This is a genomic window from Micromonospora sp. NPDC023633 (assembly GCF_040640035.1).
Lineage (GTDB): Bacteria > Actinomycetota > Actinomycetes > Mycobacteriales > Micromonosporaceae > Micromonospora.
In genome coordinates this window covers 21,532-38,626 of record NZ_JBFABB010000028.1, presented here as the reverse complement: position 1 = coordinate 38,626, position 17,095 = coordinate 21,532, and the positions used below count along the sequence as shown (strand labels likewise).

The 17,095-nt window shown below is 70.5% G+C and carries 17 protein-coding genes and 3 tRNA genes; 2 read left to right on the top strand and 18 right to left on the bottom strand.

Translation table 11 applies throughout. The features are described 5' to 3' along the window. Positions 1-123: 123 nt before the first annotated feature. The 18 genes from AB0G13_RS11710 to AB0G13_RS11625 all read right to left on the bottom strand — a co-directional run bounded on the left by AB0G13_RS11710 (position 124) and on the right by AB0G13_RS11625 (position 15,946). Positions 124-3,555, bottom strand: a complete 3,432-nt coding sequence (locus AB0G13_RS11710) for a DNA-directed RNA polymerase subunit beta (RefSeq protein ID WP_357872445.1) — start codon at positions 3,553-3,555, stop codon at positions 124-126. Positions 3,556-4,124: 569 nt separating this feature from the next. After that, entirely contained in the window at positions 4,125-4,508 is a 384-nt protein-coding gene (rplL, locus tag AB0G13_RS11705; RefSeq protein ID WP_132230897.1) for a 50S ribosomal protein L7/L12, read from the bottom strand. 54 nt (positions 4,509-4,562) lie between these two features. Beyond that, entirely contained in the window at positions 4,563-5,108 is a 546-nt protein-coding gene (gene rplJ / locus AB0G13_RS11700; protein ID WP_088998343.1) for a 50S ribosomal protein L10, read from the bottom strand. Positions 5,109-5,453: 345 nt separating this feature from the next. Further along, positions 5,454-6,143, bottom strand: coding sequence for a hypothetical protein (locus AB0G13_RS11695; protein WP_357872441.1), 690 nt, complete (start codon positions 6,141-6,143; stop codon positions 5,454-5,456). A 146-nt stretch (positions 6,144-6,289) separates the two neighbouring features. Beyond that, positions 6,290-6,988, bottom strand: a complete 699-nt coding sequence (locus tag AB0G13_RS11690) for an ATP-binding cassette domain-containing protein (RefSeq protein WP_357872438.1) — start codon at positions 6,986-6,988, stop codon at positions 6,290-6,292. A gap of 76 nt (positions 6,989-7,064) precedes the next feature. Beyond that, positions 7,065-7,781, bottom strand: a complete 717-nt coding sequence (rplA, locus tag AB0G13_RS11685; RefSeq protein ID WP_357872435.1) for a 50S ribosomal protein L1 — start codon at positions 7,779-7,781, stop codon at positions 7,065-7,067. An 83-nt stretch (positions 7,782-7,864) separates the two neighbouring features. After that, positions 7,865-8,296, bottom strand: coding sequence for a 50S ribosomal protein L11 (rplK, locus tag AB0G13_RS11680; RefSeq protein WP_334607504.1), 432 nt, complete (start codon positions 8,294-8,296; stop codon positions 7,865-7,867). A gap of 184 nt (positions 8,297-8,480) precedes the next feature. Then, complete coding sequence (gene nusG / locus AB0G13_RS11675) at positions 8,481-9,203, bottom strand: transcription termination/antitermination protein NusG (RefSeq protein WP_357872431.1); 723 nt, start codon at positions 9,201-9,203, stop codon at positions 8,481-8,483. A gap of 38 nt (positions 9,204-9,241) precedes the next feature. Continuing rightward, positions 9,242-9,634, bottom strand: coding sequence for a preprotein translocase subunit SecE (secE, locus tag AB0G13_RS11670; protein WP_357872428.1), 393 nt, complete (start codon positions 9,632-9,634; stop codon positions 9,242-9,244). Between the two features lie 214 nt (positions 9,635-9,848). Next, positions 9,849-9,921 (bottom strand) — tRNA-Trp (locus AB0G13_RS11665). A gap of 128 nt (positions 9,922-10,049) precedes the next feature. Then, a complete protein-coding gene (locus AB0G13_RS11660; RefSeq protein ID WP_357872425.1) occupies positions 10,050-10,442 on the bottom strand; it encodes a MaoC family dehydratase in 393 nt (130 codons plus the stop codon). 1 nt (position 10,443) lies between these two features. Next, positions 10,444-10,890, bottom strand: a complete 447-nt coding sequence (locus AB0G13_RS11655) for a MaoC family dehydratase N-terminal domain-containing protein (RefSeq protein ID WP_357872421.1) — start codon at positions 10,888-10,890, stop codon at positions 10,444-10,446. A gap of 128 nt (positions 10,891-11,018) precedes the next feature. Further along, a complete protein-coding gene (gene rpmG / locus AB0G13_RS11650; protein WP_013288652.1) occupies positions 11,019-11,186 on the bottom strand; it encodes a 50S ribosomal protein L33 in 168 nt (55 codons plus the stop codon). A 132-nt stretch (positions 11,187-11,318) separates the two neighbouring features. Further along, a tRNA-Met gene (locus AB0G13_RS11645) sits at positions 11,319-11,391 on the bottom strand. Between the two features lie 25 nt (positions 11,392-11,416). After that, positions 11,417-11,489 (bottom strand) — tRNA-Thr (locus tag AB0G13_RS11640). 96 nt (positions 11,490-11,585) lie between these two features. Continuing rightward, positions 11,586-14,114 carry a bifunctional diguanylate cyclase/phosphodiesterase gene (locus tag AB0G13_RS11635; protein ID WP_357872418.1) on the bottom strand — a complete coding sequence of 843 codons (2,529 nt, stop codon included), beginning with the start codon at positions 14,112-14,114 and terminating at the stop codon, positions 11,586-11,588. A 48-nt stretch (positions 14,115-14,162) separates the two neighbouring features. After that, complete coding sequence (locus AB0G13_RS11630) at positions 14,163-14,306, bottom strand: hypothetical protein (protein WP_357872415.1); 144 nt, start codon at positions 14,304-14,306, stop codon at positions 14,163-14,165. Positions 14,307-14,869: 563 nt separating this feature from the next. Further along, a complete protein-coding gene (locus tag AB0G13_RS11625) occupies positions 14,870-15,946 on the bottom strand; it encodes a cation diffusion facilitator family transporter (protein ID WP_357872412.1) in 1,077 nt (358 codons plus the stop codon). A 67-nt stretch (positions 15,947-16,013) separates the two neighbouring features. On the opposite strand from AB0G13_RS11625, the gene AB0G13_RS11620 reads away from it, so the two are divergent. Then, on the top strand, positions 16,014-16,373 hold the full coding sequence (locus tag AB0G13_RS11620) for a metalloregulator ArsR/SmtB family transcription factor (RefSeq protein WP_357872409.1): 360 nt from the start codon (positions 16,014-16,016) through the stop codon (positions 16,371-16,373). A gap of 99 nt (positions 16,374-16,472) precedes the next feature. Next, positions 16,473-17,009, top strand: a complete 537-nt coding sequence (locus tag AB0G13_RS11615; protein WP_357872407.1) for a hypothetical protein — start codon at positions 16,473-16,475, stop codon at positions 17,007-17,009. Positions 17,010-17,095 lie beyond the last annotated feature (86 nt).

Below are 17,095 nucleotides of genomic sequence, written 5' to 3'. Positions count from 1 at the left end.
TGCTGTTCGTCTAGTTTTTTTTTTTGTTGTTTGGGTCTTTTTTTTAGTTTTTTTTGGTGTTTTTTTGGGGGGGGGGGGGGGGGGGGGGGCGGGCCCCCCCCCCCCCCCCCCCGACCGCTCACCTCAGACCTCTTCGACCGAGCTCGGCTCGCGCCGGGACAGGTCGATGCCCAGCTCCTCCGCGGCGCGGAACACCTCGTCGTCGGTCTCGCGCATCTCCAGGGCCACGCCGTCGCTGGACAGCACCTCGACGTTGAGGCACAGCGACTGCAGCTCCTTGAGCAGCACCTTGAACGACTCCGGGATGCCCGGTTCGGGGATGTTCTCGCCCTTGACGATGGCCTCGTAGACCTTGACCCGGCCGAGGACGTCGTCGGACTTGATCGTCAACAGCTCCTGCAGGGCGTACGCGGCGCCGTACGCCTGCATCGCCCAGCACTCCATCTCGCCGAAGCGCTGACCACCGAACTGCGCCTTACCACCCAGCGGCTGCTGCGTGATCATCGAGTACGGGCCGGTCGACCGGGCGTGGATCTTGTCGTCGACCAGGTGGTTGAGCTTCAGGATGTAGATGTAGCCGACCGCGATCGGGTCCGGCAGCGGCTCACCGGAGCGGCCGTCGAACAGCTGCGCCTTGCCGCTGGAACCGATCAGCTGCTTGCCGTCCCGGTTGGGCAGGGTCGACGCCAGCAGGCCGGAGATCTCCTCCTCGCGGGCACCGTCGAAGACCGGCGTGGCCACGTTGGTGTCCGGCTCGGACTCGTGCGCCTCGATGGAGCGCAGCTGGCGCTTCCACTCGGCGTCGTCGCCGTCGACGCTCCACCCCGTCTTCGCCACCCAGCCGAGGTGCGTCTCCAGCACCTGGCCGATGTTCATCCGGGACGGGACACCCAGCGGGTTGAGCACGATGTCGACGGGCGTGCCGTCCTCCAGGAACGGCATGTCCTCGATCGGCAGGATCTTGGAGATGACGCCCTTGTTGCCGTGCCGGCCGGCGAGCTTGTCGCCGTCCTGGATCTTCCGCTTCTGGGCGACGTAGACCCGGACCAGCTCGTTGACGCCCGGCGGCAGCTCGTCGCCGTCCTCGCGGGAGAAGGTACGCACGCCGATGACCGTGCCGGTCTCGCCGTGCGGCACCTTCAGCGAGGTGTCGCGGACCTCGCGCGCCTTCTCACCGAAGATCGCGCGGAGCAGCCGCTCCTCCGGAGTCAGCTCGGTCTCACCCTTGGGCGTGACCTTGCCGACCAGGATGTCGCCGGGGACGACCTCGGCGCCGATCCGGATGATGCCGCGCTCGTCGAGGTCGGCGAGCATCTCCTCGCTGACGTTCGGGATGTCGCGGGTGATCTCCTCCGGGCCGAGCTTGGTGTCCCGGGCGTCGACCTCGTGCTCCTCGATGTGGATCGAGGTGAGGACGTCCTGCTGCACGAGGCGCTGCGACAGGATGATCGCGTCCTCGTAGTTGTGGCCCTCCCAGCACATGAACGCCACGAGCAGGTTGCGCCCGAGCGCCATCTCGCCCTCGTCGGTGCAGGGACCGTCGGCGATGACCTGACCGGCCTCGACGCGGTCGCCCTCGAAGACGACCGGCTTCTGGTTGACGCAGGAGCCGGCGTTGGAGCGGCGGAACTTGTGCAGCAGGTACGTGCGGCGGTGGCCGTCGTCCTGGTGGATCGTGATGTAGTCGGCGCAGAGGTCCTCGATGACGCCACCGACCTCGGCGACGACCACGTCACCGGCGTCGACCGCGGCGCGGTACTCCATGCCGGTGCCGACGAGCGGGGACTCGGCCTTGACCAGCGGCACCGCCTGGCGCTGCATGTTCGCGCCCATCAGTGCCCGGTTGGCGTCGTCGTGCTCGAGGAACGGGATCATCGCGGTCGCGACCGAGGTCATCTGCCGCGGCGACACGTCCATGTAGTCCACGGCGCCCGGAACCACGTCCTCGGTCTCGCCGCCCTTACGGCGGCACAGGACCCGGTCCTCGGCGAAGGTGCCGTCGGCCTTCAGCGGCGCGTTGGCCTGCGCCTTGACGAACCGGTCCTCCTCGTCCGCGGTCAGGTAGTCGATCTGGTCGGTGACCCGACCGTCGACGACCTTCCGGTACGGCGTCTCGATGAAGCCGAACGGGTTGACCCGGGCGAAGGTGGAGAGCGCGCCGATCAGGCCGATGTTCGGGCCTTCCGGCGTCTCGATCGGGCACATCCGGCCGTAGTGGGACGGGTGCACGTCGCGGACCTCGAAGCCGGCCCGCTCCCGGGACAGACCACCCGGGCCGAGCGCGCTCAGCCGGCGCCGGTGGGTCAGGCCCGCCAGCGGGTTGGTCTGGTCCATGAACTGGGACAGCTGCGAGGTGCCGAAGAACTCCTTGATCGCCGCCACCACCGGGCGGATGTTGATCAGGGTCTGCGGCGTGATCGCCTCGACGTCCTGCGTCGTCATCCGCTCGCGGACGACGCGCTCCATCCGGGACAGACCGACCCGGACCTGGTTCTGGATCAGCTCGCCCACGGTACGCAGGCGCCGGTTGCCGAAGTGGTCGATGTCGTCGGCCTCGTAGCCGTCCTCACCGGCGTGCAGCCGGCAGAGGTACTCCACGGTGGCGACGATGTCGTCCTCGGTCAGGGTGCCGGTCGTGATCGGCACCTCCAGCTCGAGCTTCTTGTTGAACTTGTAACGACCGACCTTGGCGACGTCGTACCGCTTCGGGTTGAAGAAGAGGTTGTCGAGCAGGGTCTGGGCGTTCTCGCGGGTCGGCGGCTCGCCAGGGCGGAGCTTCCGGTAGATGTCGAGCAACGCCTCGTCCGCGCCGGCGATGTGGTCCTTCTCGAGCGTGGTCATCATCAGCTCGGACCAGCCGAACCGCTCGCGGATCCGCTCGGCCGACCAACCGACGGCCTTGAGCAGGACCGTGACGGCCTGCCGGCGCTTGCGGTCGATGCGGACGCCGACCGTGTCGCGCTTGTCGATGTCGAACTCCAGCCAGGCACCCCGGCTGGGGATGACCTTGACGCTGGTGAGGTCGCGGTCGGAGGTCTTGTCCGGCTGCTTGTCGAAGTAGACGCCCGGCGAGCGGACGAGCTGGCTGACCACGACGCGCTCGGTGCCGTTGATGATGAAGGTGCCCTTCGGCGTCATCATCGGGAAGTCACCCATGAACACCGTCTGGCTCTTGATCTCGCCGGTGGTGTTGTTGGTGAACTCCGCCGTCACGAACAGCGGGGCGCAGTAGGTCAGGTCCTTCTCCTTGCACTCCTCGATCGAGGCCTTGACCTCGTCGAAGCGCGGAGCCGAGAAGGAGAGCGACATGGTGCCGGAGAAGTCCTCAATGGGACTGATCTCGTCGAGGATCTCCGCGAGACCCGAGCGTGCGTGCGGGTCGTCCGCCGACCGGCCCTGCCAAGCCTCGTTGCCGACGAGCCAGTCGAAGGACTCGTTCTGGATGGCGAGGAGGTTGGGGACCTCGAGGTGTTCGGTGATCCTGCCGAATGAAACTCGGCGGGGAGCGAATGCGCTCGACGTACGACTGGTCTTCGCAGGGCGGGAAGCTGCCAAGATGCGTCCTTCCGAGGACCGGTGCTGCAGAACGGCTGGTACGCGTGCACTCCAATGACCCCACCAGAAATATCCGTAAACGGACATTTCCGAGCAGGGGTCAAGTCGGAAGGCAGCGCAAACTAGCAGTGTAGCCGAGAGGCTAACCGCTGTCCAGCCCACCCCGCAGGTCGTCGCGGAACGTGCCTCGGGCCCCTCGAACCGGGGTATCACCGGGCCGCTCGGAACGCGACGTTCCTGCCGGGCCGCTCGGGTGTGGCGGCCGACGGTGTCGCCGCTGCCATTACCCAAGTGGTGGCCGTTGCAAGCGCGGAAGGTCTTGCTGTGTCAGCGTGCCTGTCGGGCCGGTGCCGCGTCAAGGCCCGGCATCCGGCTCGCCGCGTCTTTCCCACCGACGGGCTACCGCCGGGCCCCGGCCGCCGGCCGGTTCGAGGCGTCGACGCCCTGCTCACGCGCCTGCCGCCGGTCCACCAAGACGGCGGGCGGCGATCCACTGTCGGATCACCGCCCGCCGTGACGCGATGTGCCCCGGCTCACCGAGCCGGACGCGCGTCTGGTGGAACGTCAGGTCACTTGAGGGTGACCTTGGCGCCCTCGCCCTCGAGCTTGGTCTTCGCCTTCTCGGCGGTCTCCTTGTTGGCCTTCTCCAGGACGGCCTTCGGAGCGGCCTCGACCAGGTCCTTGGCCTCCTTGAGGCCCAGGCCGGTCAGCTCGCGCACGACCTTGATGACCTGGATCTTCTTGCCACCGTCGGCCTCGAGGATGACGTCGAACTCGTCCTTCTCCTCCTCGACCGGGGCGGCGGCGGCCGGGCCGGCCGGGCCGGCGACGGCGACCGGAGCCGCGGCGGTGACCTCGAAGGTCTCCTCGAACTGCTTCACGAACTCGGAGAGCTCGATCAGCGTCATCTCCTTGAACGCGTCGAGCAGCTCGTCGGTGCTGAGCTTCGCCATGTCTGGCGTCCTTTCCTGAATCTGTTAGGTAAGAACTGGGTGCGCCGCGGGGCCTCAGGCCGCCTCGGCGCCCTCCTTCTCGCGCTTGTCCTGCAGGGCGGCCGCCAGGCGGGCGGTCTTCGACAGCGGGGCCTGGAACAGGGCCGCGGCCTTGCTCAGGTTGCCCTTCATCGCGCCGGCCAGCTTGGCCAGCAGCACCTCGCGGGACTCCAGGTCGGCGAGCTTCGTGACCTCGGCCGCGGTGATGGCCCTGCCCTCGAAGACACCGCCCTTGATGACGAGCTTCGGGTTGGCCTTCGCGAAGTCGCGAAGCCCCTTCGCCGCCTCGACGACGTCGCCCGAAACGAAAGTCAGCGCGGTAGGACCGGTGAACATCTCGTCGAGGCCGGAAATGCCAGCGTCGGTCGCGGCACGCTTCGCGAGCGTGTTCTTCGCGACCGTGTAGCTGGTCTCCTGACCCAACGAGCGCCGCAGCTGCGTGAGCTGGGAAACCGTCAGACCGCGGTACTCGGTCAGCACCGTGGCGCCCGCGTTGCGGAAGCTCTCGGTCAGCTCAGCGACGGCCGTGGCCTTGTCGGCCCGGATCGGCTTGTCCGCCATGTCCCTCCTCTCTCGTTACTCGAGGCCGGTCACCGTCGTCGGCCGGAGCTTTCGACGGGGGCGCAGGCGCCACGACAACGAGAAAGGCCCCGGCGCAGGGCGCACGGGGCGAGGGCCGGCACACGGACACGGTCGGCGGACCATGCTCAGCACCGAATTTCGCTTACCGCCCTGCGCGGGTCGCCCGTCGTCGCGGGAACCTTCGACCGTGCCGGGGCACGGTGACCAGCGGTCTCTGGGTGGAACTTCGTGGCCTAGGTTACGCGAAAGGCCCGCGACCACCAAATCGCCCCCGGGTGCGCCGGGTCACTCCCCCGCACCCGAGGGACCGGAGGCCGCGCCGGGTCAGGGCCGGTAGCGCCGCCGCCACAGGTACGCGGCGCTGGCCGCCGCGCTCCAGGCCGCGGCCCAGGCGGTGAGCAGACCCACCCTCGACGCGGCCAGGTCGTCAGCGGCGGCCCGCGCGGTCGCCATCACCGGCGGCGCCAGCCACGGCGCCACCGAACCGCTCAGCCCGAGGACGACCGCGCCGACCCCGCCGAGCGCGAGCACCGCGACGCCGTAGCCCGCGCTGCCCGTCGAGGCGCGGCTGGCCAGCGCCCCGAGCGCCACCGCCGCGGGTACGGCCAGCAGGTGCGCCCACAGCCCGACGGCGATGCCCACCGGCACCGACCGGTCGCCCGGCTCCACGGGGCCGGCGACCCCGCCGACCAGCCACGGGAAGACCAGCGCGACGGCCACCGTGCCGAGCCCGGCCACGCCGGCCGCCAGCAGCCCGGCCAGTCGCTCCCGGCGCACCCCGACCAGCGCCTGGGCCAGCCGGCGCTGCACGTCCGGCTCGACGTCCAGCAGCACCTTGGTCTGCCAGGCGAGCACGGGGAAGAGCACCACCGCCGAGACGCCGTACGCCTCCCCCGGCTGCGCCCGGCCGCCGCCGTAAAGGACGCCGAGGGCCACCAGGCCGGCCAGCAGCGGGGCCAGCGCCCGTCCCGTACGCAGGAAGCCCGCCAGCCGCAGCCGGAGCAGCGCGGTCACCGCGGGCCCCCGGTCGTCCCGCCCGTGGCCTCCGGCGCCCGGACGAGGGGCGTCGCGCCGCCGTCCACAGTCCCCGTCGGCGGCCGCTGCGCGCCGTCGGGGGCGCCGGGCCGGGCGGGTTGGCGTACGCGAAGGATCTGGTGGCCCTAGGCGCGCAACCGGGCGACGGTGCCGTCGACCCGCGCGGCCGGGACCGCGACCTCGACCACCGCCAGCGCCGTGTCCGCCGACGGCGCGGCCTCGGTGACCGTGCCGTCCGCCACCGTCCACCGGCGGGCGCCGGGCAACCGGGCGATCTCGCCGCGGTGGTCGCTGACCAGCACCGACCCGCCCGCCGCCGCCACCTCGTCGATCACCGCGGGCACCAGGTCCCGGGTGGCGGCGTCGAGGCCCTCCCACGGCTCGTCGAGCACCAGCAGGCCGGGTGGACGCAGCATCGCCTGGGCCAGGCCGACCTTCTGCGCGGTGCCCTTGGACAGCTCCGGCAGCCGGACCCGGCGGAACGCGGACAGGCCCAGCCGGGCGGTCCAGTGGTCGACCGCGTGGCCGGCGGCGGCCGGATCGAGGCCGGCGACCCGCCCCATGGCGGTCAGGTAGTGCTCGACGGTGAAGGGCTGGTCGGCCGGGAAGCGCTCCGGGACCCACCCGACGTGCCGGGGCCGACCGGTGACCCGCCCCCGGCTCGGCCGTAGCACCCCGGCCGCCACCTGGAGCAGGGTCGACTTGCCCACGCCGTTGCGGCCGAGCACGACCACGACCTCACCGGGGCCGACGCGCACCGCGGCTTCCCGCAGCACCCACGGGCCCCGCCGCCGGTAGCGCAGCCAGACGTTCTCCAGGCGCACCGGCCGAGCATGCCACAACCGACGCGGAACGGGGCGCCGCCACGATGTGGCGACGCCCCGTCACGGGTGCGGATGCTCAGGCCTCGGCCGAGGCCTCCTGCAGGTTCTTCACCACGTTGGGGTCGACCGGGACGCCCGGGCCCATGGTGGTGGTGAGGGTGACCTTCTTGAGGTACTTGCCCTTCGCGGCGGACGGCTTGGCCCGCAGGACCTCGTCGAGGACCGCCGCGTAGTTGTCGATCAGCTGGGACTCGGAGAACGAGGCCTTGCCGATGATCAGGTGCAGGTTGGAGTGCTTGTCCACCCGGAAGGTGATCTTACCGCCCTTGATGTCCGAGACGGCCTTGGTGACGTCCATGGTCACGGTGCCGGTCTTCGGGTTCGGCATGAGACCGCGCGGGCCCAGGATCCGCGCGATCCGGCCGATCTTGGCCATCTGGTCCGGCGTGGCGATCGCCGCGTCGAAGTCGAGCCAACCGCCCTGGATCCGGGCGACCAGCTCGTCGGTGCCCACCTCGTCCGCACCGGCGGCGGCGGCCTCTTCGGCCTTCGCGCCGGCGGCGAAGACGATCACGCGGGCGGTCTTACCGGTGCCGTGCGGCAGGTTGACCACGCCACGGACCATCTGGTCCGCCTTGCGGGGGTCGACGCCGAGGCGCATGGCGACCTCGACCGTGGCGTCGAACTTGGCGGTGGTGGTGTCCTTGGCCAGCTTCACGGCCTCGGCGGGGGTGTAGAGCTTCGACCGGTCGATGACCTCGGCGGCCTTGCGGTAGCTCTTGCTGCGCTGCATGTTCTGCGTACTCCTGTGGTCTATGGCGGGCCGCGACGTCCGCGCGCCCTCCCACGAACTGATCGGGTGAGTGCTGACCAGCGTCAGTCGTTGACGGTGATGCCCATCGACCGGGCGGTGCCGGCGATGATCTTCGCAGCCTGGTCGATGTCGTTGGCGTTGAGGTCGACCATCTTCTTCTCGGCGATCTCACGCACCTGGGCCTGCGACACCGAGCCGACCTTGTCCTTCTGCGGGACGCCCGAGCCCTTCTCCACCCCGGCGGCCTTGAGCAGCAGCCGGGCGGCGGGCGGGGTCTTCAGGACGAAGGTGAAGCTGCGGTCCTCGTAGACGCTGATCTCGGCGGGGACGATGTCGCCCCGCTGGGACTCGGTCTGCGCGTTGTAGGACTTGCAGAACTCCATGATATTCACGCCGTGCTGGCCGAGCGCCGGGCCGACGGGCGGCGCCGGCGTGGCCTGGCCCGCCTTCAGCTGAAGCGTGAAAGTCTTGACGAGCTTCTTCTTCGGAGGCATGTCTCTTCCTGGGGCTTGAAACTGGGAAAGGTGCCGGCCGCAGGCGCGCACGGTCAGCGCGATGCGACAGCGACGACGTTCTAGAGTAGCGCAGCGTCCCGCCGCCGCCTGCGCCGAGGTCGGGCGGGAGGGCGGAACGGATACGCCGGCGGCGGGCCGCTGCCCACCGCCGGCGCTCCGGACGTCAGATCTTGGCGACCTGGTTGAAGTTCAGCTCCACCGGCGTCTCGCGGCCGAAGATCGACACCAGCACCTTGAGCTTCTGCTGGTCGGCGTTGATCTCACTGATCGTGGCCGGCAGCGAGGCGAAGGCGCCGTCGGTGACGGTGACCGAGTCGCCGACCTCGAAGTCGAGGACCTTGATCTCGGGCTTGGCCTTCTTCTGCTCGGTCTCGATCGCCGGCGCCAGCCACTTCAGCACCTCGTCGAGCGAGAGCGGGGCCGGGCGGTCGGCCCGGTCCGTCGCGCCCACGAAGCCGGTGACGCCCGGCGTGTTGCGCACGCAGGAGTAGGACTCGGCGGTCAGCTCCATCCGGACCAGGATGTAGCCCGGGAAGACCTTGGCCTGGATCTGCGACCGCTTCCCGTTCTTGACCTCCACCTCTTCCCGGGTCGGCACCTCGACCTGGTAGATGTAGTCCTCCATGTCGAGGCTCGTGATCCGGGTCTCGAGGTTGGTCTTGACCTTGTTCTCGTAGCCGGCGTACGAGTGCACCACGTACCAGTCGCCCGGCGCGTAGCGCAGCTTCTGCCGCAGCTCGGCAACCGGGTCGTAGTCCTCGTCCGGTGCGGGCTCGGTGGTGGGGAACTCCGGCTCGCTGGCGGCCTCGACCGACTCGTCACCAGCCGCCGTCGCCACCGTGGACTGCTCGTCCGTGGTCTCGGCGGTCTCGTCGTACTCAGGCACGCTCGCTCACTTCCGTCACTATCGGCTCAGTCGGCCGGTCAGCTGGGGTTGCCGAAGACCCACAGCACGCCCTTCGCGAAGGCGAAGTCAAGGCCGGCCACGATCGTCAGCATCACCGTGACGAAGGCGACCACCACGGCCGTGTAGGTCAGCAGCTCCTTGCGGGTCGGCCAGATGACCTTACGCAGTTCCGCCACGACCTCGCGGATGAATCGGGCGATGCGGCCGAACAGACCCACCCGCTCGGTTTCCGCCTTGGTCTTCGGACGGCTGTCCGCCGAATCCGCCTTCGCCCGCGAACGCGTCGCGGTGCCGCCGCGGGAAACCGGCTCCTCGGCGTCGGTGGCGTCGTCGTCGGCCACGTCGTCGACGACCTCGTCGTGCAGACGGTCGTCGCCGGCGTCCTCGCCGCGCCGCTTCTTGTCGGCCACTTCGCCCTCCGTCGCGGGATGTCGGGGTCGCACGCTGTCGGGCGTGCGCGGCGTTAGGTCACGCCGGCCGGACCAACCGTCCCGCGACGGGCCGCGGCCGGCGGATCAGCCGGGAGGGCCCGAATGCCTCGGAGCCACCCCGCCGATGCCACCACCACGGGCCGGACGCCGCCGTACGGCGGCGCGACCCACGGGAACGGTCAGGCCTGAGGCGCAGGGGTGACAGGACTTGAACCTGCAGCCTGCGGTTTTGGAGACCGCTGCTCTGCCAATTGAGCTACACCCCTGTGCGGCAATGCTCGCCCCGCCCGGTCATGCACGACCGTGCAGGGGTTACTTGCCCCACGGCGGACCAGTGTACGGGTAGCGGCACGACTTTCCCAACCGGTCTGCCCCTCGCGCGTCGAGTGCCTGGTCAGCGCGCTGCCCGGACGGTCGCCCGCGCCTGCGACAGCACCTTCTCGCCCCGGCAGACGGCGGTCACGTCGAGCCTGGTCAGGCCGTCCTCGGTGACCTCCCGGACCACCGCCGTGACCTCGATCTCGGTGCCCTCGTCGTCGTCCGGGACGACCACCGGCCGGGTGAAGCGGACGTTGTAGTCGACGATCGCGTCGGGCGCCCCGGCCCACTCGGCGACCGCGCGGCCGACCAGCGCCATGGTGAACATGCCGTGGGCGATCACGCCCGGCAGACCCACCTTCGTGGCGGTCCGGTCGCTCCAGTGGATCGGGTTGAAGTCCCCCGAGGCGCCGGCGTAGCGGACCAGGTCCGCGCGCGTCACCCGGAACGTCCTGGCTGGCAGCTCCATCTCAGCCCTCCCCGCGTACGACGAGCTTCGACCAGACGGTCACCACCGGCTCGCCGGCCGGGGTGGCGACCTCGGTGCGGGTGGTCAGGAAGCCGTGCCCGCCACGGCTGCTGACGCCGTCGATGACGCTGACGCAGACCAGCTCGTCCCCCGCCACCACCGGGCGGGTGTAGGCGAAGCGCTGGTCGCCGTGGACGACGCGGCTGTAGTCGACGCCGAGGGCCGGGTCGTCGATGATCTGCTGGTTGGCCGCCATCGTGAGCACGATGGGGAAGGTCGGCGGGGCGACCACGTCCGGGTGGCCGAGCGCACGGGCGGCCTCCGGGTCGTGGTGGGCCGGATCGGCGGCGCCGATCGCCGTGGCGAACTCGCGGATCTTTTCTCGGCCCACCTGGTAGGGGGCGGTCGGCGGATACGTCCGGCCGACGAAGGACGGGTCCAGGGACATGCCGCGAACCTACACGCAAACGCCGATCGCCGATCCGTACGGTCGGCGACGGCCGGAGCCGCGCCGTCCCTATGGACCGGCGATCGGGAAATGCCAGAGGACCGGGCCGGCGGAGTGCCGGCCGTGGGTCAGCGGGTCTCGCGATGGACCGTGTGCTTGCCGTCCCGCGGGCAGAACTTCTTCAGCTCGATGCGGTCGGGGTCGTTACGACGGTTCTTGCGCGTGATGTAGTTGCGCTCCTTGCACTCCACACACGCCAAAGTGATCTTCGGCCGGACATCGGTCGCCTTCGCCACGGCGGAGTGCCTTCCTCGCTACGGATAACAACTACGGCGCATCAGCCTACGCGCTGACTGCGCGGACATGCAAAGTGGGCGCCTGTGGCGCCCATCCCACCGACCGCCGGGAGCTGGCCCGGTGGACGAGAGTAGCGGTGGCCGGACTTGAACCGGCGACACAGCGATTATGAGCCGCTTGCTCTGCCATCTGAGCTACACCGCCGTGGCGGGTCCAGCCGGACCCTCTGAGCCCCCTTACGGAATCGAACCGTAGACCTTCTCCTTACCATGGAGACGCTCTGCCGACTGAGCTAAGGGGGCCTGCGCGATCTCCCCGGGGGGTGACGCGCAGGGGATACATTACACGGCCCTGCGGCGGAGATGAAATCGGATCCCCCACAGGGGCGTTTCCGCAGATCAGGGCACGGCCCGCAACCGGGGCAGCTCCCCCGGGGAGATCGTCTCCGGGTCCACCTGGGCGCCGAACCAGGCCTCCAGGCGCTCGTACGGCAGCGGCCGGCTGAACAGGAAGCCCTGGCCGATCTCACAGCCGATGTCCTGGAGCAGCTCTAGGGTCAGCTCGCTCTCCACGCCCTCGGCGACCACGGCCAGGCCGAACTGCTGGGAGAGCGTGACCACCGCGTTGACGATCGCCAGGTCGCCCGGGTCCGTCGCCATGCCCTGCACGAAGGAACGGTCGACCTTCACCTCGTGCACCGGCAGCCGGCGCAGGTGGGCCAGCGACGAGTCGCCGGTGCCGAAGTCGTCCACCGACAGCCGTACGCCGAGGTCGCGCAGCCGCCGCAGGGTCGGGATGGGCCGGTCGGTGCCGTCCAGCACCCCGGCCTCCTTGATCTCCAGCGTGAGCCGCTGCGGCGGTACGCCGTACTCGTCGAGCAGCTCCTTGACGCGGGCCGGGAAGTGCTGGTCGGTGAGCGTACGGGCGGAGAGGTTGACCGCGACGGCGAGCGGCTGGCCGGCGTGCGTCCAGTCCCGGCTGCGCCGCAGCCCCTCGCGGAGCACGAACTCGGTGAACCGGCCGAGCTGTCCGGTGTGCTCGGCCACCGCCACGAAGTCCTCCGGGGCGACCGTGCCGTGCGCCGGGTGCTCCCAGCGGGCCAGGCACTCCACGCCGACCAGCCGGCGGTCCCGCAGCGTCACCTTGGGCTGGAAGTAGACCTCCAGCTCGTCGTCGTCGAGCGCGCGCCGCAGGTCGCCGGCGAGGCCGAGCCGCCGCAGCGACCGGGACTCCAGCGCCGGGCTGAACAGCTGCACGCTGCCCGGCACGGACTTGGCCGCCGTCGCCGCCAGGTCCACCCGTTGCAGCAGGGAGGCGGCGTCGCTGCCGTGGTCGGGATGCACGGCGACACCGACCGCCGTGTCCACGTCGAGGGTGAGCGCGTCGAAGACCATCTCGTCGCGGATCTGCTCGCGCAGCTGCGCGGCCAGCTCCGTCGCCGCCTCGGCGCTCTCCAGCCGCAGCGTCACCAGGAACTCGTCCCCGCCGGCCCGCCCGACCAGGGCCGACGAGGGTACGCAGGAGCGCAGCCGGTTGGCGACCTCCACCAGGACCTTGTCGCCGGCGGCGTGCCCGAGCGACTCGTTGACCTGGCGCAGCCGGTCGACGTCGAACAGCAGCAGGGCCACCACCTCGCCGGGCGCCCGGATCTTGACGGCCTCCCCCAGCGCGTCGGTGATCCGCCGCCGGTTGGGCAGCTTGGTGAGGGTGTCGTGGCCGGCGTCGTGCCGGAGCCGGTCCACCAGCCGCGAGTTCTCCAACGCCACCGCCGCGTGCGCCGCCACCGTCTCGAAGAGAGGCACGTCGGTGCGGACGAAGTAGTTGCTGTCGCCCAGCCGGTTGGCCACCTCCAGCGTGCCGATGACCGCCTGGCCGGAGCGCAGCGGAAGGACGATCACGTCCTTGACCCCGTGCGTCGAGAGCGAGGCGCGCAGGTCGGCGTCGGTCGTCAGTCCTCGGCCGACGGCGACGGTGCGGCCCTCGTCCCGGGTCCGTTCCCGCAGGGCGGCCGGGGTCTTCGCGAAGTCGAGCAGACCGGGGGCGTCGTTACGCGCGGTCAGCAGCACCTCGGGGTGCCTGCCCTGGGCGGGCAGCCAGAGCGTGGCGTACTCCGCCTGCATGAGCGCCCGCACCCGGCCCAGGAGGGCGTCGGGCAGCGTGCCGTACTCGCCGCTCTCGCTCACCGCGCGGCTCAGCTCGTACATGTCGGTGAGGGTGCGGTGCTGCCGGAAGAACTGCGCGTACGCCCGATAGACGAGGGCCAGCGCGACGAGGAGTGCCCCCAGCAGCAGCAGCGACCACCAGGTGGTCGCGATGAGAATGAGGACGATCATCCCGCTGGCGATGTTGATCATCGCGGCCAGGAGCGCGGGCGGCGACTGCCGGAGCGTGCCCCGGCCCGCCTGCCAGCCCTGCAACAGCGTGTGCACACCGGCGACCGAGGCGATGCTCAGCAGGTTCACCATGCTGGCCGCGAAGAACAGCTTCAGCCAGGTGTCCGGGCCGACGCCCTCGACGGGCGGCAGGGCCTGGAGCACGAGGACGGCCAGCGACGAGCCCGCGGCCGCCCGGGCCACGTTGAACCAGAACTTCGTCGCGCCGAACCGGTGCCGGATGTGGGTCACGGCCGACGCGACCGTGTAGATCACGACGACCGTGAGTGGCTCCACGAGGTAGAACGCCAGGACCAGCGGGATCTCGGTCAGGGTGACGCCGAGGGACTGCCGCCGGACCGTGAAGTTCAGCACCGGGAGCCCGGCACCCACCATGGCCACGAAGAGTGGCAGCGCGAGCGACCACTCGCCGAACGGCTGTGGAGCGACCAGCCCGACCGCTGTCGTGCAGACGATGGCGATCAGGGCCAAGGGCCCGGTGATCAGCCACGCGTATTCAGTCGAGCGGGGGCCGGTGCGGCCACGACCCGCCATGCCGTGCCCCCTTACCGGCCCGCCGGTTCACGTCATCGAGCGATGGTGTCAGCGAGGCGCGGGCATGTTCCAGATGACGTCGGCGGTCTGGAGATCTCCGGTCTCCCAGAGGTCACCGCCCAGGACGACGCTCGCGAGAGCGGCGAGTGCGAAAAGCGAGCCAAGCAGCCGGCCCAGCCTTCGACCAGACATGTTTGCTCCTGTCGGGGGAAGTGTCACGGGGATGGTGAGGGTTCCACGATCGTGCCACAAGGCAGGTACCCAGAAAAGCCGTGCGGGCACCGCCGGACCGAGCGTCGGTGACGTTCCGCCGTTCGGCCCAGGGGATGCCCCGACCGAGCCCTGATCACAGGGCTGAGTGGGCACCGTGCACTTCGCACATTGCGGAATGCGACCTTCCGCGCAATTGGGGGAAGGTCCAGGAGTCCAGACGTACCCACCCTCACCAGGGGCGACCTCGTGTCGAGGACGAGACTCGAGCGAACATCGACCACCATACTCGTTCTGCGCCAGCGCGCCAGGGGCACTGACGAGGGACCGACAAAGCCCGTACCGCAGTCGCGGCGCCAGGAGGACGGCCCGCCGCCGGCACCCGGGCCCCGCGCGGTGGCGGGAGAATCCCGCCGGGCACGTGAACCGGCCCGCCGGGGACCGCCGTGCCGACTCACGCCCGGAGTCGAGGCCCCTCGGTCGCCCTTCGGCATCCGCCACCCGTCGCGGGACGTCGCGGCGGACGGGTTGGTGGGAGCTAGTCGTCAGCGGGTCAGCTGCCGGCGCCTGTGCGACAGGTCGGTGTGGTGGTGGGCGCCGCGGTGGCAGTCGGGATCGGTGTGCACGGTGGCGCTGGTCAGCCGGGGCACGGCGTGGGTGAGCTGGTGCTCGGCGTCGGCGGCGATCTCGTGGGCGGCGACGAGGCTGAGGTGGGTGTCCACGACGAGTTCGGCTTCGGCGTGGAGGCGGTGGCCGATCCAGCGGAGCCGGACCGTGGTGACGTCGCGGACGCCGTCGACGGCGCGCAGCGTGGTTTCGGCCTGGTCGACGATGGCGGGGTCGACGGCGTCCATGAGGCGTCGGTAGACCTCGCGGGCGGCGTCCTTGAGGACGAAGGTGATGGCGACGGCGATGGCCAGGCCGACCACCGGGTCGGCCCAACGCCAGCCGAGGGCCGCCCCGCCGGCCGCGAGGAGCACGGCGAGGGAGGTGTAGCCGTCGGTGCGGGCGTGCAGGCCGTCGGCGACCAGGGCGGCGGAGCCGATACGGCGGCCGACACGGATGCGGTAGCGGGCGACCAGCTCGTTGCCGACGAAGCCGACGAAGCCGGCGGCAGCCACCCAGGGCAGGTGGGTCACCTCGGTCGGGTGCAGTAACCGGGCGACGGCGGTCCAGGCGGCGGCGACAGCGGACGCGGCGATGACCGCGACGATGATGATGCCGGCGATGTCCTCGGCCCGGCCGTAGCCGTAGGTGTAGGCACGGGTGGCGGCACGCCGGCCGAGCACGAAGGCGATGGCCAGGGGTACGGCGGTCAGGGCGTCGGCGACGTTGTGCAGGGTGTCGCCGAGCAGGGCGACCGAGCCGGACAGCACGACGATGACGGCCTGGGCGACGGCGGTGATCCCGAGGCCGACCAGTGAGATCCACAGGGCGCGTAGGCCTTCGCGGGAGGACTCCAACGCCGGGTCGACCTTCGCGCGGGAGTCGTGCGAGTGGGGGACGACCGCGTGGGTCAGCCGATGCCACCAGGCGGTGAGCCGACCCTCGTGGTGGTGGTCGTGATCGTGCGGGTGGTCGTGGCCCCGGTCGTGCTCATGATCGTGGTCGTGGTCGTTCACCGCGCCTCCCGACGTCCCGCACCGGATCGTGGACCGGTATTCCCGACGACGGCGATAATATGTGCTCATGTACGCACGCGACAATGTTGCAGGTGCCAGTGATCTGCAACAACGCCTTCCTGCCGACAGCCAGGTCGAGGCAGCAACCGAGATGTTGCGGATGCTCGCCGACGGCACGCGGCTGCGGTTGATGTGGCTGCTCGTCGACGGCGAGCATGACGTGACCGGGCTGGTGGCGGCGCTGGGGGTGGCGCGACCGGCGGTGTCGCAGCACCTGGGCAAGCTGCGGCTGGCAGGACTGGTCACGGTGCGGCGCGACGGCCGGCGCGCGTGGTACAGCGCCCGGGGAGGACATGTGCGTCGGCTGGTGACCGAGGTCATGCACGCCGCGTCGCACCGGGTGGCGGGCATCCCCGAGCACGACTGACCGCGCCGGGCAGGGCACCACTCGACGGGCTTGGAGTGGGGGCCGGCGAACCACTCGCGGCCGGGCTCCGCTGAATACGTCAGCGACAGCGGAGAGGCGATGACAGATCATGTGACGGTGCTCGGTCAAGATGCCCTCGCCCGCCTCCAGGACGCCGCCGTCCTGTGGAGCATCGACCCGGCCACGGCGGCCGACGTGATCGAGGCCGCCTGCGACTGCCTCATGGCGGGCGTGGACGGTCCGACCCTTCGGATCCTCGCCGGCGTCTCGCCCGAAAAGGGCAGCGAGAGCGACGAGTTGCGGCGTTGGCTGGAAGACGCTCTGGCGGAGCTCTCCCTGACCCACTACCAGGAGGGGAGCCGAGAGGGCGAAGAGGAGGCCCTCCGGATCATGGCGCGGCGCGCGCTCGCACACACCATCACGCCTCGCGACCTCACGTCCTGGACGTACGCCTTCATCACCTGGGACGGCACCCCGCTGGCAGCCGAGCTGATCGCTCTTGAGGACGCCTACGACTACGTGGATTCCGTCTACAACGGGCACTCGTACACGGGCACCACGACTGCGGACCTCGACGCGGACGTCATCGCAGAAGCTCGGCGCCTGATCGGCGACAGCACGGTCGAGGGCAGCTGAACCTTCTGTCGGCGGCCAAGACGGTCACTGCGGCCGGAGCGGCTGTGCTGCGCCGCCGTAAAGCGGGTGCGGAAGACCGACCACGT